The 21,803-nt window shown below is 60.4% G+C and carries 20 protein-coding genes; 13 read left to right on the top strand and 7 right to left on the bottom strand.

All coding sequences use genetic code 11. The features are described from left to right. Positions 1-39: 39 nt before the first annotated feature. Positions 40-1,563, bottom strand: coding sequence for a hypothetical protein (locus tag HJC00_RS17635; protein ID WP_259672283.1), 1,524 nt, complete (start codon positions 1,561-1,563; stop codon positions 40-42). Between HJC00_RS17635 and HJC00_RS32640 the strand changes: the two genes are divergently transcribed. Both HJC00_RS32640 and HJC00_RS17630 read left to right on the top strand, forming a co-directional pair. Further along, on the top strand, positions 1,550-1,918 hold the full coding sequence (locus tag HJC00_RS32640; RefSeq protein ID WP_259672282.1) for a hypothetical protein: 369 nt from the start codon (positions 1,550-1,552) through the stop codon (positions 1,916-1,918). The genes HJC00_RS17635 and HJC00_RS32640 overlap by 14 nt on opposite strands. Before the next feature lie 112 nt (positions 1,919-2,030). Continuing rightward, positions 2,031-2,756 (top strand): LuxR family transcriptional regulator, encoded by a 726-nt coding sequence (locus tag HJC00_RS17630; protein WP_210631582.1) that lies wholly within the window; start codon positions 2,031-2,033, stop codon positions 2,754-2,756. 125 nt (positions 2,757-2,881) lie between these two features. Here the strand turns inward: HJC00_RS17630 and HJC00_RS17625 are convergent, their stop codons facing one another. The 3 genes from HJC00_RS17625 to HJC00_RS17615 all read right to left on the bottom strand — a co-directional run bounded on the left by HJC00_RS17625 (position 2,882) and on the right by HJC00_RS17615 (position 5,995). After that, positions 2,882-4,012 (bottom strand): DUF2333 family protein, encoded by a 1,131-nt coding sequence (locus HJC00_RS17625; protein WP_210630421.1) that lies wholly within the window; start codon positions 4,010-4,012, stop codon positions 2,882-2,884. Between the two features lie 236 nt (positions 4,013-4,248). After that, positions 4,249-5,322: a hypothetical protein gene (locus HJC00_RS17620; protein WP_221146951.1), complete on the bottom strand. Its 1,074-nt coding sequence runs from the start codon at positions 5,320-5,322 to the stop codon at positions 4,249-4,251. A gap of 73 nt (positions 5,323-5,395) precedes the next feature. After that, positions 5,396-5,995 carry a thymidine kinase gene (locus HJC00_RS17615; RefSeq protein WP_221164416.1) on the bottom strand — a complete coding sequence of 200 codons (600 nt, stop codon included), beginning with the start codon at positions 5,993-5,995 and terminating at the stop codon, positions 5,396-5,398. A 237-nt stretch (positions 5,996-6,232) separates the two neighbouring features. Here HJC00_RS17615 and HJC00_RS17610 point away from each other — a divergent pair, with 237 nt between their 5' ends. From HJC00_RS17610 to HJC00_RS17585, 6 genes are all read left to right on the top strand, one after another. Then, positions 6,233-7,189, top strand: coding sequence for a choline ABC transporter substrate-binding protein (locus HJC00_RS17610; RefSeq protein ID WP_210630419.1), 957 nt, complete (start codon positions 6,233-6,235; stop codon positions 7,187-7,189). Positions 7,190-7,261: 72 nt separating this feature from the next. After that, entirely contained in the window at positions 7,262-8,107 is an 846-nt protein-coding gene (gene choW / locus HJC00_RS17605; protein ID WP_210630418.1) for a choline ABC transporter permease subunit, read from the top strand. Further along, a complete protein-coding gene (gene choV / locus HJC00_RS17600; protein ID WP_210630416.1) occupies positions 8,104-9,156 on the top strand; it encodes a choline ABC transporter ATP-binding protein in 1,053 nt (350 codons plus the stop codon). The genes choW and choV overlap by 4 nt, the downstream gene beginning before the upstream one ends. Before the next feature lie 31 nt (positions 9,157-9,187). After that, positions 9,188-9,937, top strand: coding sequence for a HugZ family protein (locus HJC00_RS17595; protein ID WP_221146948.1), 750 nt, complete (start codon positions 9,188-9,190; stop codon positions 9,935-9,937). 108 nt (positions 9,938-10,045) lie between these two features. Continuing rightward, positions 10,046-10,363 (top strand): helix-turn-helix transcriptional regulator, encoded by a 318-nt coding sequence (locus HJC00_RS17590; protein ID WP_064684394.1) that lies wholly within the window; start codon positions 10,046-10,048, stop codon positions 10,361-10,363. Between the two features lie 241 nt (positions 10,364-10,604). Continuing rightward, positions 10,605-11,930 (top strand): aspartate aminotransferase family protein, encoded by a 1,326-nt coding sequence (locus HJC00_RS17585; RefSeq protein ID WP_221164415.1) that lies wholly within the window; start codon positions 10,605-10,607, stop codon positions 11,928-11,930. 78 nt (positions 11,931-12,008) lie between these two features. Here HJC00_RS17585 and HJC00_RS17580 read toward each other — a convergent pair whose 3' ends face one another. Together HJC00_RS17580 and HJC00_RS17575 are read right to left on the bottom strand one after the other, a co-directional pair. Then, the gene (locus HJC00_RS17580) at positions 12,009-12,923 is read right to left on the bottom strand and encodes an HD-GYP domain-containing protein (protein ID WP_210630411.1); all 915 of its coding nucleotides are present in this window, start codon (positions 12,921-12,923) and stop codon (positions 12,009-12,011) included. Between the two features lie 24 nt (positions 12,924-12,947). After that, positions 12,948-13,238 carry a hypothetical protein gene (locus HJC00_RS17575; protein WP_210630410.1) on the bottom strand — a complete coding sequence of 97 codons (291 nt, stop codon included), beginning with the start codon at positions 13,236-13,238 and terminating at the stop codon, positions 12,948-12,950. Positions 13,239-13,389: 151 nt separating this feature from the next. On the opposite strand from HJC00_RS17575, the gene HJC00_RS17570 reads away from it, so the two are divergent. Both HJC00_RS17570 and ade read left to right on the top strand, forming a co-directional pair. Further along, positions 13,390-14,493, top strand: a complete 1,104-nt coding sequence (locus HJC00_RS17570) for a branched-chain amino acid ABC transporter substrate-binding protein (protein WP_210630408.1) — start codon at positions 13,390-13,392, stop codon at positions 14,491-14,493. Positions 14,494-14,609: 116 nt separating this feature from the next. Further along, positions 14,610-16,307 carry an adenine deaminase gene (gene ade / locus HJC00_RS17565; RefSeq protein ID WP_210630406.1) on the top strand — a complete coding sequence of 566 codons (1,698 nt, stop codon included), beginning with the start codon at positions 14,610-14,612 and terminating at the stop codon, positions 16,305-16,307. Positions 16,308-16,328: 21 nt separating this feature from the next. Here the strand turns inward: ade and HJC00_RS17560 are convergent, their stop codons facing one another. Further along, positions 16,329-18,050, bottom strand: coding sequence for an alpha-glucosidase family protein (locus HJC00_RS17560; protein ID WP_221164414.1), 1,722 nt, complete (start codon positions 18,048-18,050; stop codon positions 16,329-16,331). A 286-nt stretch (positions 18,051-18,336) separates the two neighbouring features. On the opposite strand from HJC00_RS17560, the gene HJC00_RS17555 reads away from it, so the two are divergent. From HJC00_RS17555 to HJC00_RS17545, 3 genes are read left to right on the top strand one after another with little or no spacing between them, the layout of a single operon-like run. After that, positions 18,337-19,917, top strand: a complete 1,581-nt coding sequence (locus HJC00_RS17555) for a peptide ABC transporter substrate-binding protein (protein WP_221102657.1) — start codon at positions 18,337-18,339, stop codon at positions 19,915-19,917. 48 nt (positions 19,918-19,965) lie between these two features. Beyond that, positions 19,966-20,889, top strand: coding sequence for an ABC transporter permease subunit (locus tag HJC00_RS17550; RefSeq protein WP_210630401.1), 924 nt, complete (start codon positions 19,966-19,968; stop codon positions 20,887-20,889). Beyond that, complete coding sequence (locus HJC00_RS17545; protein ID WP_210630399.1) at positions 20,886-21,803, top strand: ABC transporter permease; 918 nt, start codon at positions 20,886-20,888, stop codon at positions 21,801-21,803. Before HJC00_RS17550 ends, HJC00_RS17545 begins: the two co-directional genes overlap by 4 nt.

Here is a 21,803-nt window from a genome sequence, read left to right as displayed (position 1 = left end):
TGCGTGGGCAAACCGGCTGTCATGGCGTTCCCTTCCGCGTCAATTCGAGGCCCCAGCAACAGGAACGATCTCTGCCTCAGCTTTTCTGGGGCATCGAAGACTTTCCTTGGCATCGGGTCCACACAGGCGATCGCCGGGCTCATCACCATAAGGGATGATGCCATTGACGATGCCAAGCTCGAGCGCCTGCGCACGAGGGATTTCTTTTCGCTCAATCGAGGTCGCGATCATCATCGCCTCGAAAGACTCGGCATTGACACCCATTTCTTCGAAATAGGCGAAGAATTTCGTAGATTCAGCCGTCGTGGGTCTCACAAGGCCGATATCGGAATATCCGACAATCCGCGGCGTTCCGCTCATCAAGACGAGAGCACAGGTCGAAAGGCAGTATGCACCGCCGGCAGAGACCTCCCCCCCGGTCGACCCGCTTTTGGCCATGCTCGCCTTGCAACGCGGATTTAGGGTCGGGCAGTTCGGCAACCGTGTTCTGCCAACCGAGGTCTCCAGACCTGCAGCACGGATGATGCGTCCCATTGCGAAAGCCGCATCCATGTCCCCGCCATTGGACTGAAGCACGACCGGCAACTTTCTTTCGCCGAGCGTCTTCAAGATCGCCTTTAGCCGAACCGGGGTATCCCGCGTTATGTCTCCTTCCGCAGAAATCCACTGCGTGCACTCCTCCTGACAATTGCCATGATGCATCAGGAGAAAATCCATCGGCTGGGTTGTTGGCAGTTTCTCGCTTGTGTCTGCGACTGCAGACTGCCCGGGCGCCCCAGCTGCTTCGACCGCCGAATGGCCGTGGCAGGCGGCATCAGTGGCTGCACCCGGCCCGCAGAGCGGCATTCCCGGCCACTCATTGTAAGCCAGCATGTCGGTGTTCAGACCCATGCGAAGTGCATCTGCGGGCAGTACGATCGTGATGCGATCAGGAGCCGTACTCATCATCAAAGCGATCAGATCACCGCTGACGCCCATCTCCTTCAAATAGATCTTCAGGGCAGCAGTGGCCTTCTTGCCGAGCTTGGTGGAGCTGCTCTGTCCCGCCGCCTTGCGTCCAACCTCCTTGCGCGAAATTTCCGTCTTCTTGCCGTTCACGATCTTATATTCGATGCGATAGGAGATACGCACCCTGTTGTAGACGGTCGTGATCTGGTGGACGCCGATGAAGGCCCATTGCGACGAGACGCGCGAGATGCCGCCGGCGAAGGCCAGGGGACATGCAGAAAAGCAGTATGCACCATCCGAATAGGTGACGCCGACCGAGCTGCCATCCTTGGCGATAGCCGCAGCGCAGCGCGCATCATCCTCCGGGCAATCCTTCAGTCGCGTCCCCCCGATAGCTGTTTCCAGGCCTGCCTTGCGGATCATCCGGCCCATCGCATAGGCAGCATCCACCTCACCGCCTTCCGACTGGAAGACGACAGGCAGTTTCCTGTCCCCGATTTTCTTCAGAACTTTCCTAAGCTGGGTGGGAGTATCGGAGGTTATGCGGCCCTCCGCCGATATCCATTCAGGACAGTCTTCCATGCAGAGGAGGCTGCGCACGATGATGAAACGCATCGGGGGTTGCCCTGCCTGCTTCTTCTGCCCAGCCGCCTGCGAAGGCGCGGCACCGAGCGACAAGTTCAACAAAAGAACAACAAGTACTGCCAGAGAAAACAGATGCTTAAAATGCCAACCAGGTGCAAAGCGCACGATTAAATCGCCTCAGTTATACATGATGATACGCTTATCAATTGCATCGTGCCGCAGCAAGCCGGATTTCGACGCCTCCCGCCGCCCAGGCTCTTCCGGCGCGATTCTCTTCCTGCGTGGAGCAGGAAGAATCCCCAGCTATCCCGCCGCAGCAGAAGTCAAAGATACCACAACGCTACTTGCGCAAGCCGCAACTCAACCGATGCGCGCGCAGTTGTGACTATTTCTGTGCGTTTCGGGCTGATCGGCTTGACAAAAGGCAATTGGGACTAGCTTCCGGCGGTGTTTGTGTATTTGATAGCGTTAACATTGAGGCTGCCGGAGGCGTACAAATGTCTTACATGACCACCTCTGAAAGACAGTCGTTGCTTTCGGCGGAACTTGCTGTTGCAGGAACACGCAGCCTGTTTGCGCAAGGGCTCGGCAGAGTCTCCGCGGCCTTCGGACTGTCCTATGCGACGCTGATGCACGCTCCCTCACCGGAAGACCTTCTCCTAAAGCCGCTGCTGATCGAAAGCTCGCTTCCCGCGGCCTATATCAGAGATTTCGATCGCGCCAACATGATGCGTGGTTGCCCTTTCGGCGTACGGTTGAGGGAGTCGGCCGTGCCGCAGGCCTGGCACCTCAGCGATGCCGTCAATGGACAGGCCTTTCCGGCCGAACTGCGCGCCTTGATGCTGCGCCATGCGATACCTGCGGGCGTTGCCATGCCGACCATTGCAGTCGATGGCCGGCGCCTGGTCTTCTGGTTCTGCGGCGAGCGTGCGGCGCTCAGCCAGAGCGAGGTCAACGAGCTGGCGATCATCACTCTGCATGCCCTTGACGCGTTCAATGCGGTCAGACGCAACGAGGAAAGCGCGCACAATGCGCTGTCGGCGCGTGAACTTGAAGTGGTGCGCTGGACGGCACAGGGCAAGACCTCGATCGAAATAGGCCAGATCCTGACGCTCTCGGACCATACCGTGAACGCCTATATGACCAATGCGATCAAAAAACTCGATTGCGTCAACCGGACCCAGTTGGTAGCCAAAGCAATTCGATTAAAGCTGATCAGCTGAAAAATCAGAAGAGGATCGGCACGTCATCCTGTGAATAGGGGGAATCGTGTCTCTTCGCTTCGAGCAGCCTAGCTGCGCGTCGTTGGCTTTGAAGATCATACCGCATGCCGCTGACGACCGACGCCCTAACGATCGAGCACCGACCGGATCTCGACGAGGTTCGAGCGCACCCTCAGGATATAGAAGCCCATGGTGGCGAGGTGGCTCGGCATGATCCAGCCGTCTTCGCGACCATTCGAGATGATCGCGGGCTGGATGCGCAGTGCCGCCTGGAACTGCCGCGTGGTGCCGCCCCAGATCGCGCCCAGATTGCGCTCCCGCACGACCTGCGAGAAATCCGCCTGCGCGGCGGTCAGGATGGCGTAATAGGCATAGAGTTGGCCGTAGGCGAACCAGAATCGATCGTCGGCGCGCGTGTCGAACCAGCCGCGATTGTGGTGTTCCGAGCGCTCGGCAAGCATGTCGGAGGTGCTACCAAGATCGTTGGCGATGCGGTCGATGAACTGCATGAGGTTGTCGGCGCGGCCGTCGAAAACAGCGTTGCAGGCGGCGAGATCTGTGTTGAACTTGCGCAGGTCTCTTATCGCCGTACGGTAGAAGGAAGGCGTCGGCGTCTTCGGGCCGAAGGGATTGAGCCCGAAATACCAGCTGTATTCGTCGAACTGCAGATTGCCGCGTGCGCTCTGCAGGTCATTGTTGATGCCAGACGTGCCACGCACGCGCCCGAGCGTGTCGACAAGCTCCGCCGAAGTCCGACGAACGGCTTGGTTGATACCGCGCTGGAACGAGGCCTTGTTGTCGAGGAAGGGCGTGTGGTCCCAGTCGATGCCGAAGAAGCCCATCTTGTAGAGCAGCATGGAGGAAATCCATGCATTCTGGTCGACGTTAAAATCGGTCAGGTCAGCGGCGACATCGACGATAGCCGAGCGCTGGCAGGTCTTGGCGGTCCCAGCACCCGCCCCTTCGGCGACCGGCAGTTCCTGCCCGGCGGGTACCTTGCGTTCGGAAAGCCGATATTGATCGACGAAAGCGGTGTTGAAATTCGTCCACACCTGCGTCTGCCAGAAGAAATAGCCGTAGAGCATGACGAAGAGGGCGACGAACGCGACGATCGGCAACTGGATCATCCAGCTCCGGCGCTGATACCAGCCATGCGCGGCGAGGAAGGGCCAGAAGGCCCAGGCGGAAAACAGGCGGGCCCAGCGGCCGATCGTCTGGCCGATCAGCCTGAAAAAACCGGCAATCCGGTCAAGCATCGTCGTCTCCTGTCAGGCGAGGCGAACACTACAGCGCCGCGCGCTTTTACACGCGCTAAGGACGCTGTAGCACTTTGAGTTGCTGCATAATTCCTTAAATCGGTTCCGAGTTAAGGAATTAAGCAGGAGGACATCGCCGCCCCGCTGCATCCACATATGCGCTCGCCCGCCCGAGCACAACACGAGCCGCCCGATTTTTACGAATGAAAGCAGCGCGAACAGCGCGGCGTCACGGATCAGGAGCGCAGAAATGGCAACCTGAAGCGGAAGGACCTGCGGGCGGCATCGATGAGCGGCGCTCCCGACACTGCCTGCGACGGCTCGGCCCAAGCAGGAAACTTTCCTGCGGCTTCCAGGTCGACGCGGCTCTTGCGCCGCTCCAGATCCTGGGCGACCAGCATCCCCTTCTCGAACAGCCTGATCGGCGCTGCAATATCGGGGAAAAGCTCCGGCTTGATCCTGGCCTTCATGCCCGGCCGGTCGGTATCGACCTGCGCCTGATAGATGATCAGCCGCTCCTCGACATCGATCATCAGCTTGCGCAGCAAGACGTTGCAGGTACCGATCCGGCCATTCAGCGAATCCACCAAAGCCTGGAACAGGCCGATGAAGCGCTCGCGCCGCTGGCTGTCCTCCCGCATCTCGTGCTCCTCCGCGGAAATTCGTTCGGCCTCCGCCTTCAACGCCCGCCGCTCTGCCTCCATCTGTTCCCAGTGCGCCCTGTTGCCATAGACGCCGATACGGCCCTGCGTCGTCAGTGCTTTGGCGTTGAGCTCCTTCATCTTCAGTCGGGCGATGTCGATCGAATCGACCAGCCGGCGCCGTTGCTCGACAATGCCTACGAGACCGTGTTCGGCTATCTTGTGGCGTTCGATGATCGAGGTGCGCTGGCTTACAATCAGCCTGGCGAGCGCGTCGGATTTCGCGAGGAGATCGAGCAGCCGCTCGATGGCAGGCGCCTCGCGCACGCGTTCGGTATACATGCGCCACATCCGCTGGCGCGATGTCCAGCCGGCCATTTTCTCGCGCAGCGTCAATCCGCGGGAACTGTCGAGATCGGCCGAAACCTCCCCCGTCATCCGGTCCAATGTAAAGACCAGCTCGGCAAGCAACGCATCGAGCGCCGCGCCATCGGCGATATGGGCCTGGAAGCGCGCATTCTGTTCGAGAAAAACCTCGTCGGCCGATCGTGTTTCGTCGCTGTCAAAGCCGCGGATGCAGGCTTCGCAACAGGCTCCCTCGGCCGCAATCTTTTCGGCAAGGCCGCCTGCGGCTTCGTACTGACTGTCGAATGGCGGAGCTTTGCGCACCTCATCCCTCCGGAGAATCGTCCGCCCAAGCTAGCCGCTCCAAACGCCGAAGAAAACCGGCTCTGTCACCGCCTCACACCGGCTCGGCGATCCAGACCCCATTCATTTCGTCGTCCCAGTGCCTGCGGCAGAGCGAGACATATTTCTCATTGCCGCCGACATCGATCTGCGCGCCTTCGTGCAACACCTTCCCCTGCGCGTCCAGCCGCACCACCATCGTCGCCTTACGCCCGCAGTGGCAGATCGTGCGCACCTCGCGCATTTCGTCGGCGATCGCCAAAAGCTCCTGGGAGGCCGGAAACAGCTTGCCCTGAAAATCCGTCCTCAGCCCGTAGACCATGACGGGGATGCCGAGTCGGTCGACGATGCGGGCAAGCTGCCAGACATGGAGAGGCGTCATGAAATGCGCCTCGTCGACGAAGACGCAGGAGATCGGCGCCCCTTCACTCTGCGTCATGACCAGCCGGAACAGATCCTCGTCCGGCTCGAAGGGTATGGCGCTCGCCTCCAGCCCGATCCGCGAACCGATGACGCCGCGGCCGGCGCGCTCGTCGAAGGCGGCGATCAGCTGCAACGTGCGCATGCCGCGCTCCTGATAATTATAGGAGGCTTGCAGCAGCATCGTCGACTTGCCGGCGTTCATCGTCGAGTAGTTGAAATAGAGCTTTGCCATCGGATTTCTCCCTGATCGGTTTATTGAAAGCTCGGATCGGCAAAGAAAAGCCCCGCAACGGCAATAATCACAGGAATTGACGCCCGAAACCCGCCGAAAGGCGCAAAAAACCCGCGACTGCGAAAAATCTGCGAACGTCGCAATCGCACCCGTCGATACGACGCAAACACACTGAGGTCGCTTGTCAAACTGGGCTATTGGTGATTGGCTTGGGGACCTAAAGACTGGGAGTCTAAAATGAAAACAACAAGCGCATTCAAACTCGTCACTGCAACTGCCGTCGCCGCCCTCTCCGTTGCGACCGCCGCTTTCGCCGCCGATCCCGACAGCTGCTCCACCGTCCACTTCTCCGATGTCGGCTGGACTGACATTACCGCCACGACGGCGACCGCCTCCGTCGTCCTGAAGAGCATCGGCTACCAGACCGACGTCAAGGTACTCTCGGTGCCGGTCACCTATACCTCGCTGAAGAACAAGGACATCGACATCTTCCTCGGCAACTGGATGCCGACGCAGGAAAAGGACGTCCGGCCCTATATCGATGACAAGTCGGTTGAATCCTTTGGCCCCAACCTCGTTGGCGCCAAGTACACGCTCGCCACCAACGCCAAGGGTGCTGAGCTCGGTATTAAGGACTTCAAGGATATCGCCGCCCACAAGGACGATCTCGACGGCAAGATCTACGGCATCGAACCCGGCAATGACGGCAACCGCCTCGTCATGGATCTGATCGAAAAGAACACGTTCGGCATGAAGGATATGGAAGTCGTCGAATCCTCCGAACAGGGAATGCTCGCCCAGGTCGCTCGCGCCGAGAAGGCAGGCAAGCCCGTCGTCTTCCTCGGTTGGGAACCCCATCCGATGAACACCAACTTCAAGCTGACCTATCTCACGGGCGGCGACGACGTCTTCGGTCCCGACTTCGGCGGCGCCAAGGTCTACACGAATGTCCGCGCCGGCTACCTCGGCGAATGCCCAAATGTCGGCGCGATGCTGAAGAACCTGACGTTCTCCCTCGACATGGAGAACCAGATCATGGGTAAGATCCTGGACGACGGCAAGGAGCCGGAAGCCGCAGCTACCGAATGGCTGAAGGCCAACCCGTCGGCGCTCGAGCCCTGGCTCGCCGGCGTCAAGACCCGCGACGGCAAGGGCGACGCTCTGGCGGCCGCCAAGACCAGCCTCGGCCTTTGATCACATGAACGGGGTGGTTCGCCGCCCCGCTTCATTTTTGTCCGATTGTTATTTTTCTGGATAGGCGCGCTCTTGAATTGGATCACCGACTCTAAGATTCCCATCGGCCCATTGGCCAAATCCTTCGTGGACTGGCTGACCTCGAATGGCGAATGGTTCTTCAACCAGCTTGCCTTTCTGCTGTCGCACGTCATCGACGGCCTGCTCTTCGTGCTGCAAAAGCCGCATCCGCTGATCGTCATCGCGATTATTTCCGCCCTCGCCTTCTGGCTGCGGCGGTCGATCGCGATCACGCTCTTCACCTGTCTTGGGCTGCTGCTCATCATGAACCAAGGATACTGGAAGGAGACGACGGAGACGCTCGCCCTCGTGCTCGCCTCCACCTTCGTCAGCATGGTGATTGGCATTCCACTCGGTATCGCGGCCGCCCGCCGCGCCTGGGTCTATGCCGCCATGCGCCCGGTACTTGATCTGATGCAGACCATTCCGACATTCGTCTACCTGATCCCGGCACTGATCCTGTTCGGCCTTGGAATGGTTCCGGGCCTGATCGCGACCGTCATCTTCGCGATCCCCGCTCCCATTCGATTGACACGTCTCGGCATTATCTCGACGCCGCCCTCCCTTGTCGAAGCCGCGGTCGCCTTCGGCGCGCGGCCGATGCAGGTGCTGCGCAAGGTCGAGCTCCCCTTCGCGGCGCCGCAGATCATGGCGGGTCTCACACAGACTATCATGTTGTCGCTGTCGATGGTGGTCATCGCCGCACTCGTTGGCGCTGATGGTCTCGGCGTGCCGGTCGTGCGTGCGCTGAACACCGTCAATGTCGCAAAAGGCTTCGAAGCCGGTCTCTGTATCGTCATCCTGGCGATCATTCTCGACCGCATGTTCCGCACGGCGGGTGAAGGAGACGGCGCATGACCGCGGTAAGCTTCAAGGATGTCAGCATTATCTTCGGCGATCGGCCGGAAGCCGCTCTTGCCATGGCCGACCAGGGCAAAACGCGTGACGAGATCGGCGCCGCGACTGGCCTGGTGCTCGGCGTCGCCGATGCGTCGCTGACGATCGAGGAAGGCGAGATCCTCGTGCTGATGGGCCTTTCCGGTTCGGGCAAGTCGACCTTGCTGCGCGCCGTCAACGGGCTCGCTCCCGTGGTGCGCGGCGACGTCGCGGTCTCCACGACCACCGGCCTCGTCAATCCTTACAAATGCAATGCCAAGGCGCTGCGCGAACTGCGCACCCACACCGTCTCCATGGTGTTCCAGCAGTTCGCCCTGCTGCCCTGGCGCACCGTCGCGGAAAATGTCGGCTTCGGTCTCGAACTCGCCGGCATGCCGGAGGCCGAACGCAAGGCCCGCGTCGGCGAGCAGCTCGAACTCGTCAACCTGACGAAATGGGCGAACCGCAAGGTCAACGAATTGTCCGGCGGCATGCAGCAGCGTGTCGGCCTTGCCCGCGCCTTTGCCACCGGCGCCCCGATCCTGCTCATGGACGAGCCTTTCTCGGCGCTCGACCCGCTGATCCGCACCCGCCTGCAGGACGAACTCCTGGAGTTCCAGCGGCGGCTGAAGAAGACCATTCTCTTCGTCAGCCACGATCTCGACGAGGCTTTCCGCATCGGCAATCGCATCGCCATCATGGAGGGCGGCCGGATCATTCAGTGCGGAACGCCGCACGACATCGTCAAGAACCCCGCGGACCAGTATGTCGCCGACTTCGTGCAGAACCTCAACCCGATCAACATGCTGACCGCCGCCGACGTCATGCAGCCCGGTCTCGGCCAGACGGCGGCCGGCATGAGCGTCAGCGCCACGGCCCGTGCCGCAACTCCGCTCGTCGATGTCCTCGACGTACTCGCCCGCCAGCCGGGCAGCATCGGCATCGTGGAAAACGGTACGGTCATCGGCACGATCACCGCCCAGGATGTCGTCGCCGGCCTCACGCGTCATCGCCGCAAGGAGGACGCTTGATGTTTTCGATCCGCTTTGCCACAAAGCGGGTATGAAAGATCAGCCCTCGCCCTTACGCGAAACCGACGACGAGGCCCGCAGGCTCGCCCGCGTGCTGTTGCGCTCCGCACGGTACGCGGCGATTGCCGTTCTCGATCCCGATACTGGTTTTCCCTTTGCCAGCCGAGTGCTCCTCGCCACCGATATCGACGGCGCCCCCGTCATCCTGGTTTCGAAACTTTCGGCTCACACAAAGGCGCTCGCAAGAGACCCGCGCGCCTCGCTGCTGACCGGCGAGCCCGGCAAGGGCGATCCGCTTGCCCATGGCCGGCTGACGACCCAATGCACGGCGGAGCCGATTGAGCATGGTCATCGGCTCCACGAGCGCATTCGCACGCGTTTCCTCGATCGCCATCCCAAGGCAAATCTCTATATCGATTTCCCCGATTTCCTCTTCTTCCGTCTCAAACCGGAGCAGGCGAGCCTCAACGCCGGCTTCGGCCGCGCCTACCATCTCGACGGCGGGGATCTCATCATCCAATCACCGGCAAACGAAGAGGTTGCCGCCAAAGCGGCCGAAATAGTGCGAGATTTAGTAGAGCGCCATTCCGATGTGGCGCAAACCCTTGCCATGCGCTTAAAAGCCCCGAAATCGGCTTCTTGGCGCATCTGCGGTATCGATCCGGCGGGTTTTGAGATCATTTCCAGCGACTTTTTGGTGCGATGCGAATTCGAAACGCTCGCTGTGGATTCCGATCACATTTGTTCAAACATATCTAAAATAGCATACTCGATACCTTAAATTTAGGTATATACAATCTTCGAGCCCAGTTGCTAATTTTGCCGCGGGCTCCGGCAGACAGCCCTTACCAGATAGATGATGTACGTTTCGCATTAGGAAGATAACAATATGGAAACCCCCGATTTGGCTGACCACACGAATGTGGCGGCAGCACTATTGTCAGCCATGGCCAATCCCAAAAGATTGCTGATCCTGTGCAGCCTGGTAAAAGGCGAGGTCGCCGTCGGAGTGCTTGCCACACAAGTCGGCCTTAGCCAGTCGGCGCTTTCACAGCACCTTTCGAAACTGCGCGCGCAGAAGCTGGTCAAGACCCGCCGCGACGCTCAAACCATCTACTATTCGAGTACATCCGAGCCGGTCATGAAGATCCTGGCGACGCTCGAAGACATCTACCTCGTTCCGAGCAGAAGCAGATCCGCAGCCTGATGATAGCGCTGACATGAACGTCGGCCGGTGCCGCGCCGTAGGAAATGCTCCCCGCAAATCTCGGCAACGTATTCAAGCAGCTGAACTCAAAACGACCGGCAAATCTCGCAATTTGCCGGTCGCGCTTTTTTGTCGGGACTTTTCTCGTTGACGCGTTGGGAAGCCCTGATAATTTGACCGGGCAGTAAAAATTCGGGCGACAAGCCCCTGGGAACGGGCCGCCAACGGTCAGGAGAACAGCATGTCCAACCGCCTCAATGCACCGAACGATCTTCGTGCCTTCTGGATGCCGTTTACGGCAAATCGCCAGTTCAAGAAGGAGCCGCGGTTTTTCGTCGGCGCCAAGGACATGTATTATACCACCCATGACGGTCGTCAGGTGTTGGACGGCACGGCTGGTCTCTGGTGCGTCAACGCCGGCCACTGCCGCCCGAAAATCACCGAAGCGATCCGCGAGCAGGCGGGCGAACTCGATTACGCGCCGGCTTTCCAGCTCGGCCATCCCAAGGCGTTCGAACTGGCGAACCGGCTGGTCGATATCGCTCCGGAGGGCATGAACCACGTCCTCTACACGAATTCCGGTTCCGAATCCGTCGAGACCGCGCTCAAGGTGGCGCTTGCCTATCACCGCGTGAAGGGTAACGGTTCGCGTTTCCGCCTGATCGGCCGGGAGCGCGGCTATCACGGCGTCAATTTCGGCGGCATCTCCGTCGGCGGCATCGTCGCCAACCGCAAGATGTTCGGCACGCTCCTGACCGGTGTCGACCACATGCCGCACACCCACCAGCCCGGCAAGAACAACTTCACCCGCGGCGAACCTGAGCATGGCGGTGACATCGCTACCGAACTCGAGCGCATCGTCACGCTGCATGACGCCTCCACCATCGCCGCCGTCATCATCGAGCCGGTGGCGGGCTCCACCGGTGTCCTGATTCCGCCGAAAGGCTACCTGCAGAAGCTGCGCGAAATCTGCACCAAACATGGCATCCTTCTGATCTTCGACGAAGTCATCACCGGCTTCGGCCGTCTCGGTGCCCCCTTCGCCGCGCAATATTACGACGTCAAGCCCGACATGATCACTACCGCCAAGGGACTGACCAACGGCGTCATTCCGATGGGCGCTGTCTTCGTCACCTCCGAGATCCATGATGCCTTCATGAACGGCCCGGAGCACATGATCGAGTTCTTCCACGGCTATACCTATTCCGGTAACCCGATCGCTTCCGCCGCAGCCCTTGCCACGCTCGACACCTATAAGGAAGAAGGTCTGCTCACCCGCGCCGGCGAACTTTCCAACTACTGGGCCGACGCGCTGCATTCACTCAGGGATTGCCCCAACGTCATCGACATCAGGAACACCGGCCTGATCGGCGCAATTGAACTCGACCCGATCGCCGGCGAGCCGACGAAACGCGCCTTCACCGCCTTCCTGAAGGCCTATGAGAGCGGGCTTCTGATCCGCACCACCGGCGACATCATCGCACTCTCCCCGCCGCTGATCATCGAGAAGCAGCATATCGAGGAACTCTTCGGCAAGCTGCGGACCATTCTTCAGAACAACATCTGAAGACGCTCACGAGGCTCTCATCAAAAGACCCGCGATAGACAATGTTCTCGCGGGTCTTTCCGTCTGAAAATGTAAACCTCAGTTCACAGAGGCGACGGAAAGGCAGAGGGCGAACTTTTTCAGGAGCTGGCGATCGAAATGCCCCTCGGCGCCGAACATCCATTTCAGTGCCTGGCTGGCACTCCACGGCGCCTTATATGGCCGCACAGAGGTAATGGCGTCATACACATCGCAGATCGTGGCCATCCGCGCGTGCAGGCTCACCTCGCTGGCGGGCAAGCTGCGCGGATAGCCTTTGCCGTCGATGCGTTCGTGATGATTGAGGCAAACGTCGAGAACGATGTCCGACATGCCCTCCTGCCGCGACAGGATCGCGTGCCCCTTCTCCGGATGGCCCCGAAGCAAGCCGATTTCATCCTTTTCCAGGGGCCCCGTCTTGTTCAGCACCTCAAGCGGAATTTCAAGCTTGCCGACATCGTGCAGCAAACCCGCGGTGCCGAGCATCTGAATCGTATGCTCGTCGAGTGCGAGATGACGGCTGAAAAGGATCATCAGCGCGCTCACCGAAATGGAATGCAGGAAGGTTACCTCGTCCTTTGATTTCAGGCGCGTGACGCTCAGGAACACCGCGGGGTTCTCATCCATCGACTTGGAGACGGACGAAATCACCGGCGCCACGTGATCTATGCTGACTCCATCGCCGTTCCGCAGCTTTGCGAAAGCCTCTTCCAGCAACTGCACGGATTTCTGGACGGTCTCGCGCGCGGCCTGAATGTCGATCTCGACGTCGCGGCCCGGCAGGCCGTTGGTATCGAGCCCCTTGCTGGTATTGATGACGACGCCGGCAGTGCCGCATTTACGAATTTTTGCAGCATCAATCTCACGCCGCAGGGAAAATCTGCGCTTGGACAAAAACGGATCCTGCCACAGGCCCTCGATAACCTCCACAAACATTCCGATACACACCTGACCGGCGTCGATACGCTTGAGCATGCAGATCTCTGTTTCCCGATAGGTCTATCTAATTCTTTGTATTGTTCTCTTTTTCAATGCGGCGGTATTCGGGGTCCCATGGATACTACTGCCATTGGCCAAACTAACGGTTAATAGGGAAATTAAAGACAACCTTATGGATGTGATTTTGTCCGGAAGCAGGTCGTGACCATTCGCCGCCTCGCGTTTGAAAATCGCGACAAAACGGAGAAAATGATCCGTTCCAACTGAATTTTCAGCCGGATCCGCCGAATTTTCCTTCCATTTTGTTATGAACTTGCGCAATCCCATCAAAATTTCTAGAAATCTTGCCATGAGCCCTCCCCGAGTCAAACATGGCCGGCGGGTTCGCTGATCGCACCGTTACCGATCGTCCTTGGCGCAGCCTCTGGAGTCTGTTGAATGATCGGGAAAGCCGGCGCGGCACATCATCGCGGGTCGACGACCCCATCCAAGGAGACAGACAATGACCCTCAAGACATTGACGGCGACCCTCGTCGCGTCACTCGCCTTTGCGCCCCTTGCTCATGCCGACATCACCATCGGCCTGATCGCGCCGCTGACCGGTCCCGTCGCCGCCTATGGCGATCAGGTGAAGAACGGCGCTCAGACTGCCGTCGACGAGATCAACAAGAAGGGCGGCATTCTCGGCGAGAAGGTCGTGCTGGAACTGGCCGACGATGCCGGCGAACCGAAGCAGGGCGTTTCCGCCGCCAACAAGGTTGTTGGCGACGGCATCCGCTTCGTCGTCGGCCCGGTGACATCGGGCGTTGCGATCCCGGTGTCGGACGTTCTGGCTGAAAACGGCGTGCTGATGGTCACCCCGACCGCAACAGCCCCGGACCTCACCAAGCGCGGCCTCACCAATGTGCTGCGCACCTGCGGCCGCGACGATCAACAGGCCGAAGTCGCCGCCAAATACGTGCTGAAGAATTTCAAGGACAAACGCATCGCCATCGTCAACGACAAGGGCGCCTACGGCAAAGGTCTTGCCGACGCCTTCAAGGCAACGCTGAACGCCGGCGGCGTCACCGAAGTCGTCAATGACGCGATCACCCCTGGCGACAAGGATTTCAGCGCCCTCACCACCCGTATCAAGTCCGAGAAGGTCGACATCGTCTATTTCGGCGGCTACCACCCGGAGGGCGGCCTGCTCGCCCGCCAGCTGCATGACCTCTCCGCCAACGCGATGATCATCGGTGGCGACGGCCTCTCGAACACCGAATTCTGGGCGATCGGCACCGATGCGGCGGGAGGCACGCTGTTCACCAATGCTTCCGACGCCACCAAGAGCCCGGACTCCAAGACGGCTGCCGATGCGCTCGCCGCCAAGAACATTCCGGCCGAGGCCTTCACCCTCAACGCCTATGCCGCCGTCGAAGTTCTGAAAGCCGGCATCGAAAAGGCCGGCAGCGCCGAGGATGCGGAAGCCGTCGCGGCTGCTCTGAAGGATGGGATGGAGGTTCCGACCGCCATCGGCAAGCTCACCTACGGCGAGACCGGCGACCTGACCTCGCAAAGCTTCTCGCTTTACAAGTGGGAAGGCGGGAAGATCGTCGCTGCGGAATAAATCAGGATATAGAGATTGCGACCGGGCGCTATAAGCGCCCGGTTTCGCTTGTGGGCATCGCATGTCGCTGCAGATCGGTTATAAGTTCCGGAATCGGTTGCAATATGAGCGGTGCCATGACCAACAGACTCGAACGTCTCATCGACCAGGGTGTGGGCCGTATCCCCGCCGACATCGTGCTGAAGGGCGGCAGCTTCTTCGATCTCGTCACCGGCGAAATCGTCCGCTCCGACATCGCCATCGGCGCCGACCGCATCGTCGGCACCGCGGGCGACTATGCGGGCGAGACCGAGATCGACATCTCGGGCAGAACCGTCGTTCCCGGCTTCATCGACACGCATCTGCACATCGAATCCTCGCTGGTGACGCCGCATGAATTCGACCGCTGCGTCCTGCCCTATGGCGTCACGACCGCTATCTGCGATCCGCACGAGATTGCCAATGTGCTCGGCACCGAGGGCATCGAGTTCTTCCTGGAATCGTCGCTGGAGACGATCATGGACATCCGCGTCCAGCTCTCCTCGTGCGTGCCGGCAACGCATCTCGAAACTGCGGGCGCTGACTTGCCGATCGAAAGCCTGCTGCCCTTCCGCGACCATCCCAAGGTGATCGGCCTTGCCGAGTTCATGAATTTCCCCGGCGTGATCCACAAGGATCCCATCTGCATGGCCAAGCTTGACGCCTTCCAGGGCGGTCATATCGACGGTCATGCGCCGCTTCTGTCCGGCAAGGATCTCAACGGTTATCTCTCGGCCGGCATCCGCACCGAGCATGAGTGCACGAGCGCCACCGAGGCGCTGGAGAAGATCCGCAAGGGCATGCATATCCTGGTGCGCGAGGGCTCGGTGTCCAAGGACCTCGCCGCGCTGATCCCGATCATCACCGAGCGGCTTTCCCCCTACCTCGCGCTCTGCACCGACGACCGCAATCCACTCGATATTGCCGAACAGGGCCATCTCGATCATATGATCCGCACGGCGATCGCCAACGGCGTCGAGCCCTTGGCGATCTACCGCGCCGCCTCGATCTCGGCCGCTCGCGCCTTCGGCCTTAGAGACCGCGGCCTGGTGGCGCCCGGCTGGCGCGCCGATCTCGTGGTTCTCGACAGCCTGGAAAGCTGCCGTGCAGAGATGGTTTTTTCCGCCGGCCGCCGCGTCACCGACGCGCTTTTTGCCACGCGCAGACCGGTCGCCCCGATCGGCCTCGACAGCGTCAAGGCCCGGCCGGTCAATGCCGCCCATTTCGGTGTGCCGGTCGCCGAGGGCGAAACATCGGTCATCGGCGTCATGCCGGGCAAGATCATCACCGAGCATCGCCGCTACCGCCTGCCGGCCAAGGGCAACGAGACGACGGTCGATCTAACCAACGACATCATCAAGGTCGCCGTCATCGAGCGCCACGGCAAGAACGGCAACCATGCCAACGGCTTCGTCCAAGGCTTCGGCCTGAAGAAGGGTGCGATCGCCTCCACCGTCGGCCATGACAGCCACAATATCTGCGTCGTCGGGGTCAATGAGGACGACATGGCCCGCGCCGCAAACCGCCTCGGCGAGATCAAGGGTGGTTTCGTCGTGGTCGAGGACGGCAAGATAACCGGCGAAATCGCCCTGCCCGTCGCCGGCCTGATGAGTCTGGAACCCTACGAGAAGGTGCGCGACACGCTGCACCATCTGCGCAAGGCCGCCTTGGCACTCGGCGCCACGCTGGAAGAGCCATTCCTCCAGTTGGCCTTCCTGCCGCTGCCCGTCATCCCGCATCTGAAGATTTCCGACCGCGGCATGGTCGATGTGGACAAATTCGCGCTGATCGGGTGAGTAGCGCCAGGGTTGGAGTGCTTACTGCCAGGCTTCCGGCAATTCACTCTCAACAGGTTTCGCAACGGGCACCGTCCCGAGCAGCTTCGAGAGGCCACCAACCCGCGCGCAGAACCCGTCCAGCGCCCCAAGCGTGACCGTTCCGGCTCCGTCCACAGCCTCGTACCCCGGCATGGTCAACGGCTCTCCGAACACCATGCCGTCAGGCAGGCGGAATTCCGCCGGTTTGCGCGTCAGGTTGAAAACGAACAGCAGTTTCTCTTCACCCTTTTCGCGGGTGAAGGCGAGCAGGTCCTGGTTGGTGCCGATGAAGGTCATCTCGCCGTCAACAAGCGCCGGCTGGCTCCTCCGGAAGGCGAGCGTCCTGCGGTAGTGGTGCAGCACCGAGCTGTTGCTGTCCTCCTGCGTATCCACCGAAAGCGCAGCCTGCTCGTAAGGCACCGGCAGCCAGCTCTTTTCAGCCGAGGTGAAGCCTGCATGCGCCTTGCTGGCTTCCCAAGGCATCGGCGTGCGGCATCCGTCGCGGCCCTTGAAGGCCGGCCAGAAGCGGATGCCGTAGGGATCGCGCAGATCCTCGAAGGCAAGCTCCGCTTCCGGCAGTCCGAGCTCCTCGCCCTGGTAAAGGCAGATCGAACCGCGCAGCGCCACAAGCACGGAGATCGCGAGCTTGGCGATGACGGGCCGCTCCTCTTCGGTCAGCGCGAACCGGCTGACATGGCGCATGACGTCGTGATTGGAGAATGCCCAGCAGACCCAGCCGTCGGTCACCACCTTCTGGAAGGCTTCGACGCAGCCGCGGATATGTGCGGCGGTGAAATCCGGTCCCAGCAGATCGAACGTGTAGCACATGTGCAGCTTATCATCGCCGCTCGTATAGGCGGCCACCGTCTTCAGCGAGCGTGCACCGTCGCCGACTTCGCCGACGGTCGTGCGATCCTCATAGCGGTCGAGCAGTGCGCGGAAGCGCTTGAGGAAGCCAATGTTTTCCGGCTGCGTCTTGTCGTAGAGGTGGTTCTGCATGCCATAGGGATTGGTGTCGGGCGCATCGAGGCCCCCATCATTGGTATCGGGCTCGTGCGGCGGATTGCTTCTGAGTTGCTTGTCGCAGAAATAATAGTTGACCGTGTCCAGCCGGAAGCCGTCGACGCCGCGATCGAGCCAGAACTTCACCGTCTCCAGCACCGCCTCCTGCACTTCTGCGTTGTGGAAATTGAGGTCGGGCTGCGACGTCAGGAAATTGTGCTGGTAATATTGCCGGCGCACGCCGTCCCATTCCCAGCCCGGCCCGCCGAAGATCGACAGCCAGTTGTTCGGCGCCGTCCCGTCCGGCTTCGGGTCGGCCCAGACATACCAGTCCGCCTTCGCATTGCTCCGGCTCGCCCGGCTCTCGACAAACCAGGGATGTCGGTCGGAGGTGTGCGAGATCACCTGGTCGATGATGACTTTGATGCCGAGCCTGTGCGCCTCGGCCATCATCTCGTCGAAATCGGCGAGCGTGCCGAAGATCGGGTCGACGTCGCAATAATCGGACACGTCGTAACCCATGTCGGCCATGGGAGACTTGAAGAAGGGTGAAAGCCAGATCGCATCGACGCCGAGGCTGGCGATATGCGGCAGCCGGCGGGTGATGCCTTTGAGATCGCCGAGCCCATCGCTGTTCGTATCCTGAAACGAGCGCGGGTAGACCTGATAGATCACCGCTCCGCGCCACCAGCCCGCATTCCCGCCTGCCTGCAATGCCATCGGCTACATCTCCTGCCTCGTTTGCGCTCGACACACTAAAGCGGACGAAACAAAAGACAACCACGTGAAGCCGTTATGAACGGAACCGCGACCGCCGCGACGTTTCGTCGCGATCCAACAAGAGGGAGACGCATATGGGCTTGTCCACAACCTCAATCCAGCCCCCGGATTTGGGGTTGCAACGCAAAGCCTTTGCGATAAGGTGCGCACTGACCTGCACGTAAGAGGTCGAAAATCGGGAACAGATGTCTAATAAAGGCGCAAAGCCTAGAAAGGTGGACCCACGATGAACCAGTTCACGAAAAAATTTCTCGCCTCCGCGATGCTTGGCACATTGCTGGCGTTTTCGGCGCACGCGGCGACGCTCAACATCCACAATGGCGGCGATCCGCAGTCGCTCGATCCGCAGAAACTTTCCGGCGACTGGGAGAACCGCATCGCCGGCGACATTTTCGAAGGCCTCGTCACCGAGGATGCCAAGGACAATCCAGTCCCCGGCCAGGCCGAAAGCTGGACCATCTCGCCTGATGGCAAGGTCTACACGTTCAAGCTTCGCGACGGCATCAAGTGGTCCGATGGCCAGCCGGTAACGGCAGGAGACTTCGTCTTCGCCTTCCAGCGCCTCGTCGACCCGAAGAACGCCGCCGATTATGCCTATCTGCAGTTCACCATCAAGAACGCCGAAAAGATCAACAAGGGCGAGATCACCGATCTCAGCCAGCTTGGCGTCAAGGCGATCGACGACAAGACGCTTGAGATCACCCTCGAAAATCCGACCCCCTATTTCCTCAATGCGCTGATGCACTACACCGCCTATCCGCTGCCGAAGCATGTCGTCGAGGCGAAGGGCCAGGATTGGGTCAAGATCGGCAACATCGTCACCAACGGCCCCTATAAGCCAGTCGAATGGGTTCCCGGCTCGCACGTCACAACAGTCAAGAACGACCAGTGGTACGGGGCCAAGGACCTGAAGATCGACGGCGCCAAGTTCTTCGTGCTCGAGGATCAGGAAGCCGCACTGAAACGTTACCGTGCCGGCGAATTCGACATCCTCACCGACTTCCCGACCGACCAGTACGAGTGGATGAAGAAGAACCTGCCGGGCCAGGCGCATGTCGCTCCCTTCTCCGGCCTCTATTATTATGTCGTCAACTCGCAGAAGCCGCCCTTCAGCGACAAGCGCGTCCGCCAGGCACTGTCGATGGCGATCAACCGTGAAGTCATCGGCCCGCAGATCCTCGGCACCGGCGAGCTGCCAGCCTATTCCTGGGTTCCGCCGGGCACCGCCAATTACGGCGAGCCGGCCTATGTCAGCTGGAAGGACCTGCCGTATAAGGACAAGGTCGCCGAAGCCAAGAAGCTGCTCACTGAGGCCGGCTTCGGCCCGGACAAGCCGCTTCACGCCGTTCTCAGCTACAACACCAACGACAACCACAAGCGCATCGCCGTTGCGATCGCATCCATGTGGAAGCCGCTTGGCGTCGACGTCGAACTCGTCAATGCCGAAACCAAGGTGCATTACGACCAGATGCAGCGTGGCCAGGTCGAAATCGGCCGTGCCGGCTGGCTTGCCGATTATAATGATCCGGACAACTTCCTGAACCTGCTGGTAACAGGCGTCCAGATGAATTACGGCCGCTGGTCCAATCCCGATTACGACAAGCTGATCAAGGACGGCAACGCGGAAACCGATCTGAAGAAGCGCGCCGAAATCTTCAAGAAGGCCGAGCAGCTGGCGCTTGATGAATCCGCCGCCCTGCCGATCTATTATTATGTCTCGAAGAACGTCGTCTCACCGAAGGTCGAAGGCTTCGTCGACAACATCCAGGACATCCACCGCACGCGCTGGCTGTCGATGAAAGAGTAAGGGAAAACGGTCCTTCCCGCCCCGCGCGGGAAGGACCGGCCCACGACCATGATCAAATACGCTCTCCGTCGCCTGCTGTCGACGATCCCCGTCATGTGGATCGCCGTGACAGCCTCGTTTTTCGTCCTGCGCCTTGCCCCCGGCGGCCCTTTCGATGGCGAAAGGCCATTGCCGCCGGTCATCCTCAAGAACCTCGCGGCCCACTACAATCTCGACAAGCCGCTGATCCAGCAATACCTGCTCTACGTCGGAGATCTGCTCAAGGGCGATCTCGGGCCCTCCTTCTCCAGTGAGGATTTCAGCGTCGCTCAGCAGATCATGATCGGTCTGCCCTATACTTTCACGATCGGCACGGCCGCTTTCCTGCTCGCCATCCTCGTCGGCGTGACCGTCGGCTGTCTCGGGGCGCTCTACCAGAACAAGACGCCGGACTACATTCTCGGCAGCCTCATCTTGATCGGCGTCGTGCTGCCGAACTTCCTCATCGCGCCGATCCTTCAATTGATCTTCGGCATCCACCTCGCCTGGTTTCCGGTCGGCGGCTGGGGTGACGGCTCGCTCAAATTCCTCGTTTTGCCGATCATCGTTCTGGCCCTGCCGCATGCCGGGCGCATCTCGCGCATCACCCGCGGCTCGATGATCGAGGTGATGAACCAGAACTTCATCCGCACCGCCAAGGCCAAGGGCATCGGCCCGCGGCTGACGGTGATGCGCCACGCGCTGAAGCCTGCATTGATGCCTGTCGTCTCCTATCTCGGACCGGCGGCAAGCTACCTTCTCACCGGCTCGCTGGTTGTCGAGAGCATCTTCGGATTGCCCGGCATCGGCCGCTACTTCGTCAATGCGGCGTTGAACCGCGACTATGGAATGGTTCTCGGTACGGTCATCTTCTACATGGTGCTGATCGTGTTCCTGAACCTTCTCGTCGATATCGCCTATGCGTGGCTCGATCCGAAAGTGAGAAACCGATGATCCTCAATCCCGCAAAGCGCGAGCTGCTCGCCCAGGAGCTTCTGCAAGCGGAGGGTCTCGCACCCGAAGGCCGTTCGCTGACCAAGGATGCGTTGCGTCGCCTGGCGCGCAACAAGGCCGCCGTGCTGTCGATCGCCGTCCTGGGGCTCCTGATCCTCGCCGCCTTCCTCGGCCCCTGGTTCATTCCCTTCAACTACGAGGATCCGGATTGGGCGGCCTTCCGCATCCCGCCCTCGATCGAGACGGGCCATTATTTCGGCACCGACCCGAACGGCCGCGACCTTCTCGCCCGTGTGCTCTACGGCACCCGCGTCTCGCTTGCCGTCGCGCTGACGGCGACCGTCGTCTCGGTCGTCATCGGCGTGCTTTATGGCGCGATCTCAGGTTATATCGGCGGCAGGCTGGATGCGATCATGATGCGCTTCGTCGACATCATGTACGCGCTTCCCTACATCCTCTTCGTCATCCTGCTGATGGTGATCTTCGGCCGCAACGTCTACCTGCTCTTTGCCGCGATCGGCGCGCTGGAATGGCTGACTATGGCCCGTATCGTGCGCGGCCAGACGCTGTCGATCAAGCATCGCGAGTTCATTGAGGCGGCGCGGGCCTCCGGGCAGCGGCCGTTCAAGATCATCGTCAAGCACATCATCCCGAACCTCGTCGGGCCGGTGGTCATCTTCGCGGCGCTGACGGTGCCTGAAATCATCGCCACGGAAAGCTTCCTTTCCTATCTCGGCTTCGGCGTGCAGGAACCGCTGACTTCACTCGGCACGCTTATTGCCGAGGGAACCGACGCCATGGAAAGCATGCCCTGGCTGCTGATTTTCCCGGCAAGTTTCCTCGTGATGCTGCTGCTCAGCCTGCTTTTCATCGGCGACGGCCTGCGCGACGCGTTCGACCCGAAGGATCGATAG

Origin of the sequence: Rhizobium sp. NLR22b (assembly GCF_019685295.1) — a bacterium.
Classification (GTDB): Bacteria; Pseudomonadota; Alphaproteobacteria; order Rhizobiales; family Rhizobiaceae; genus Rhizobium.
Note: the sequence above shows the minus strand (reverse complement) of the source record. Positions and strands in the feature narration are given on the sequence as shown.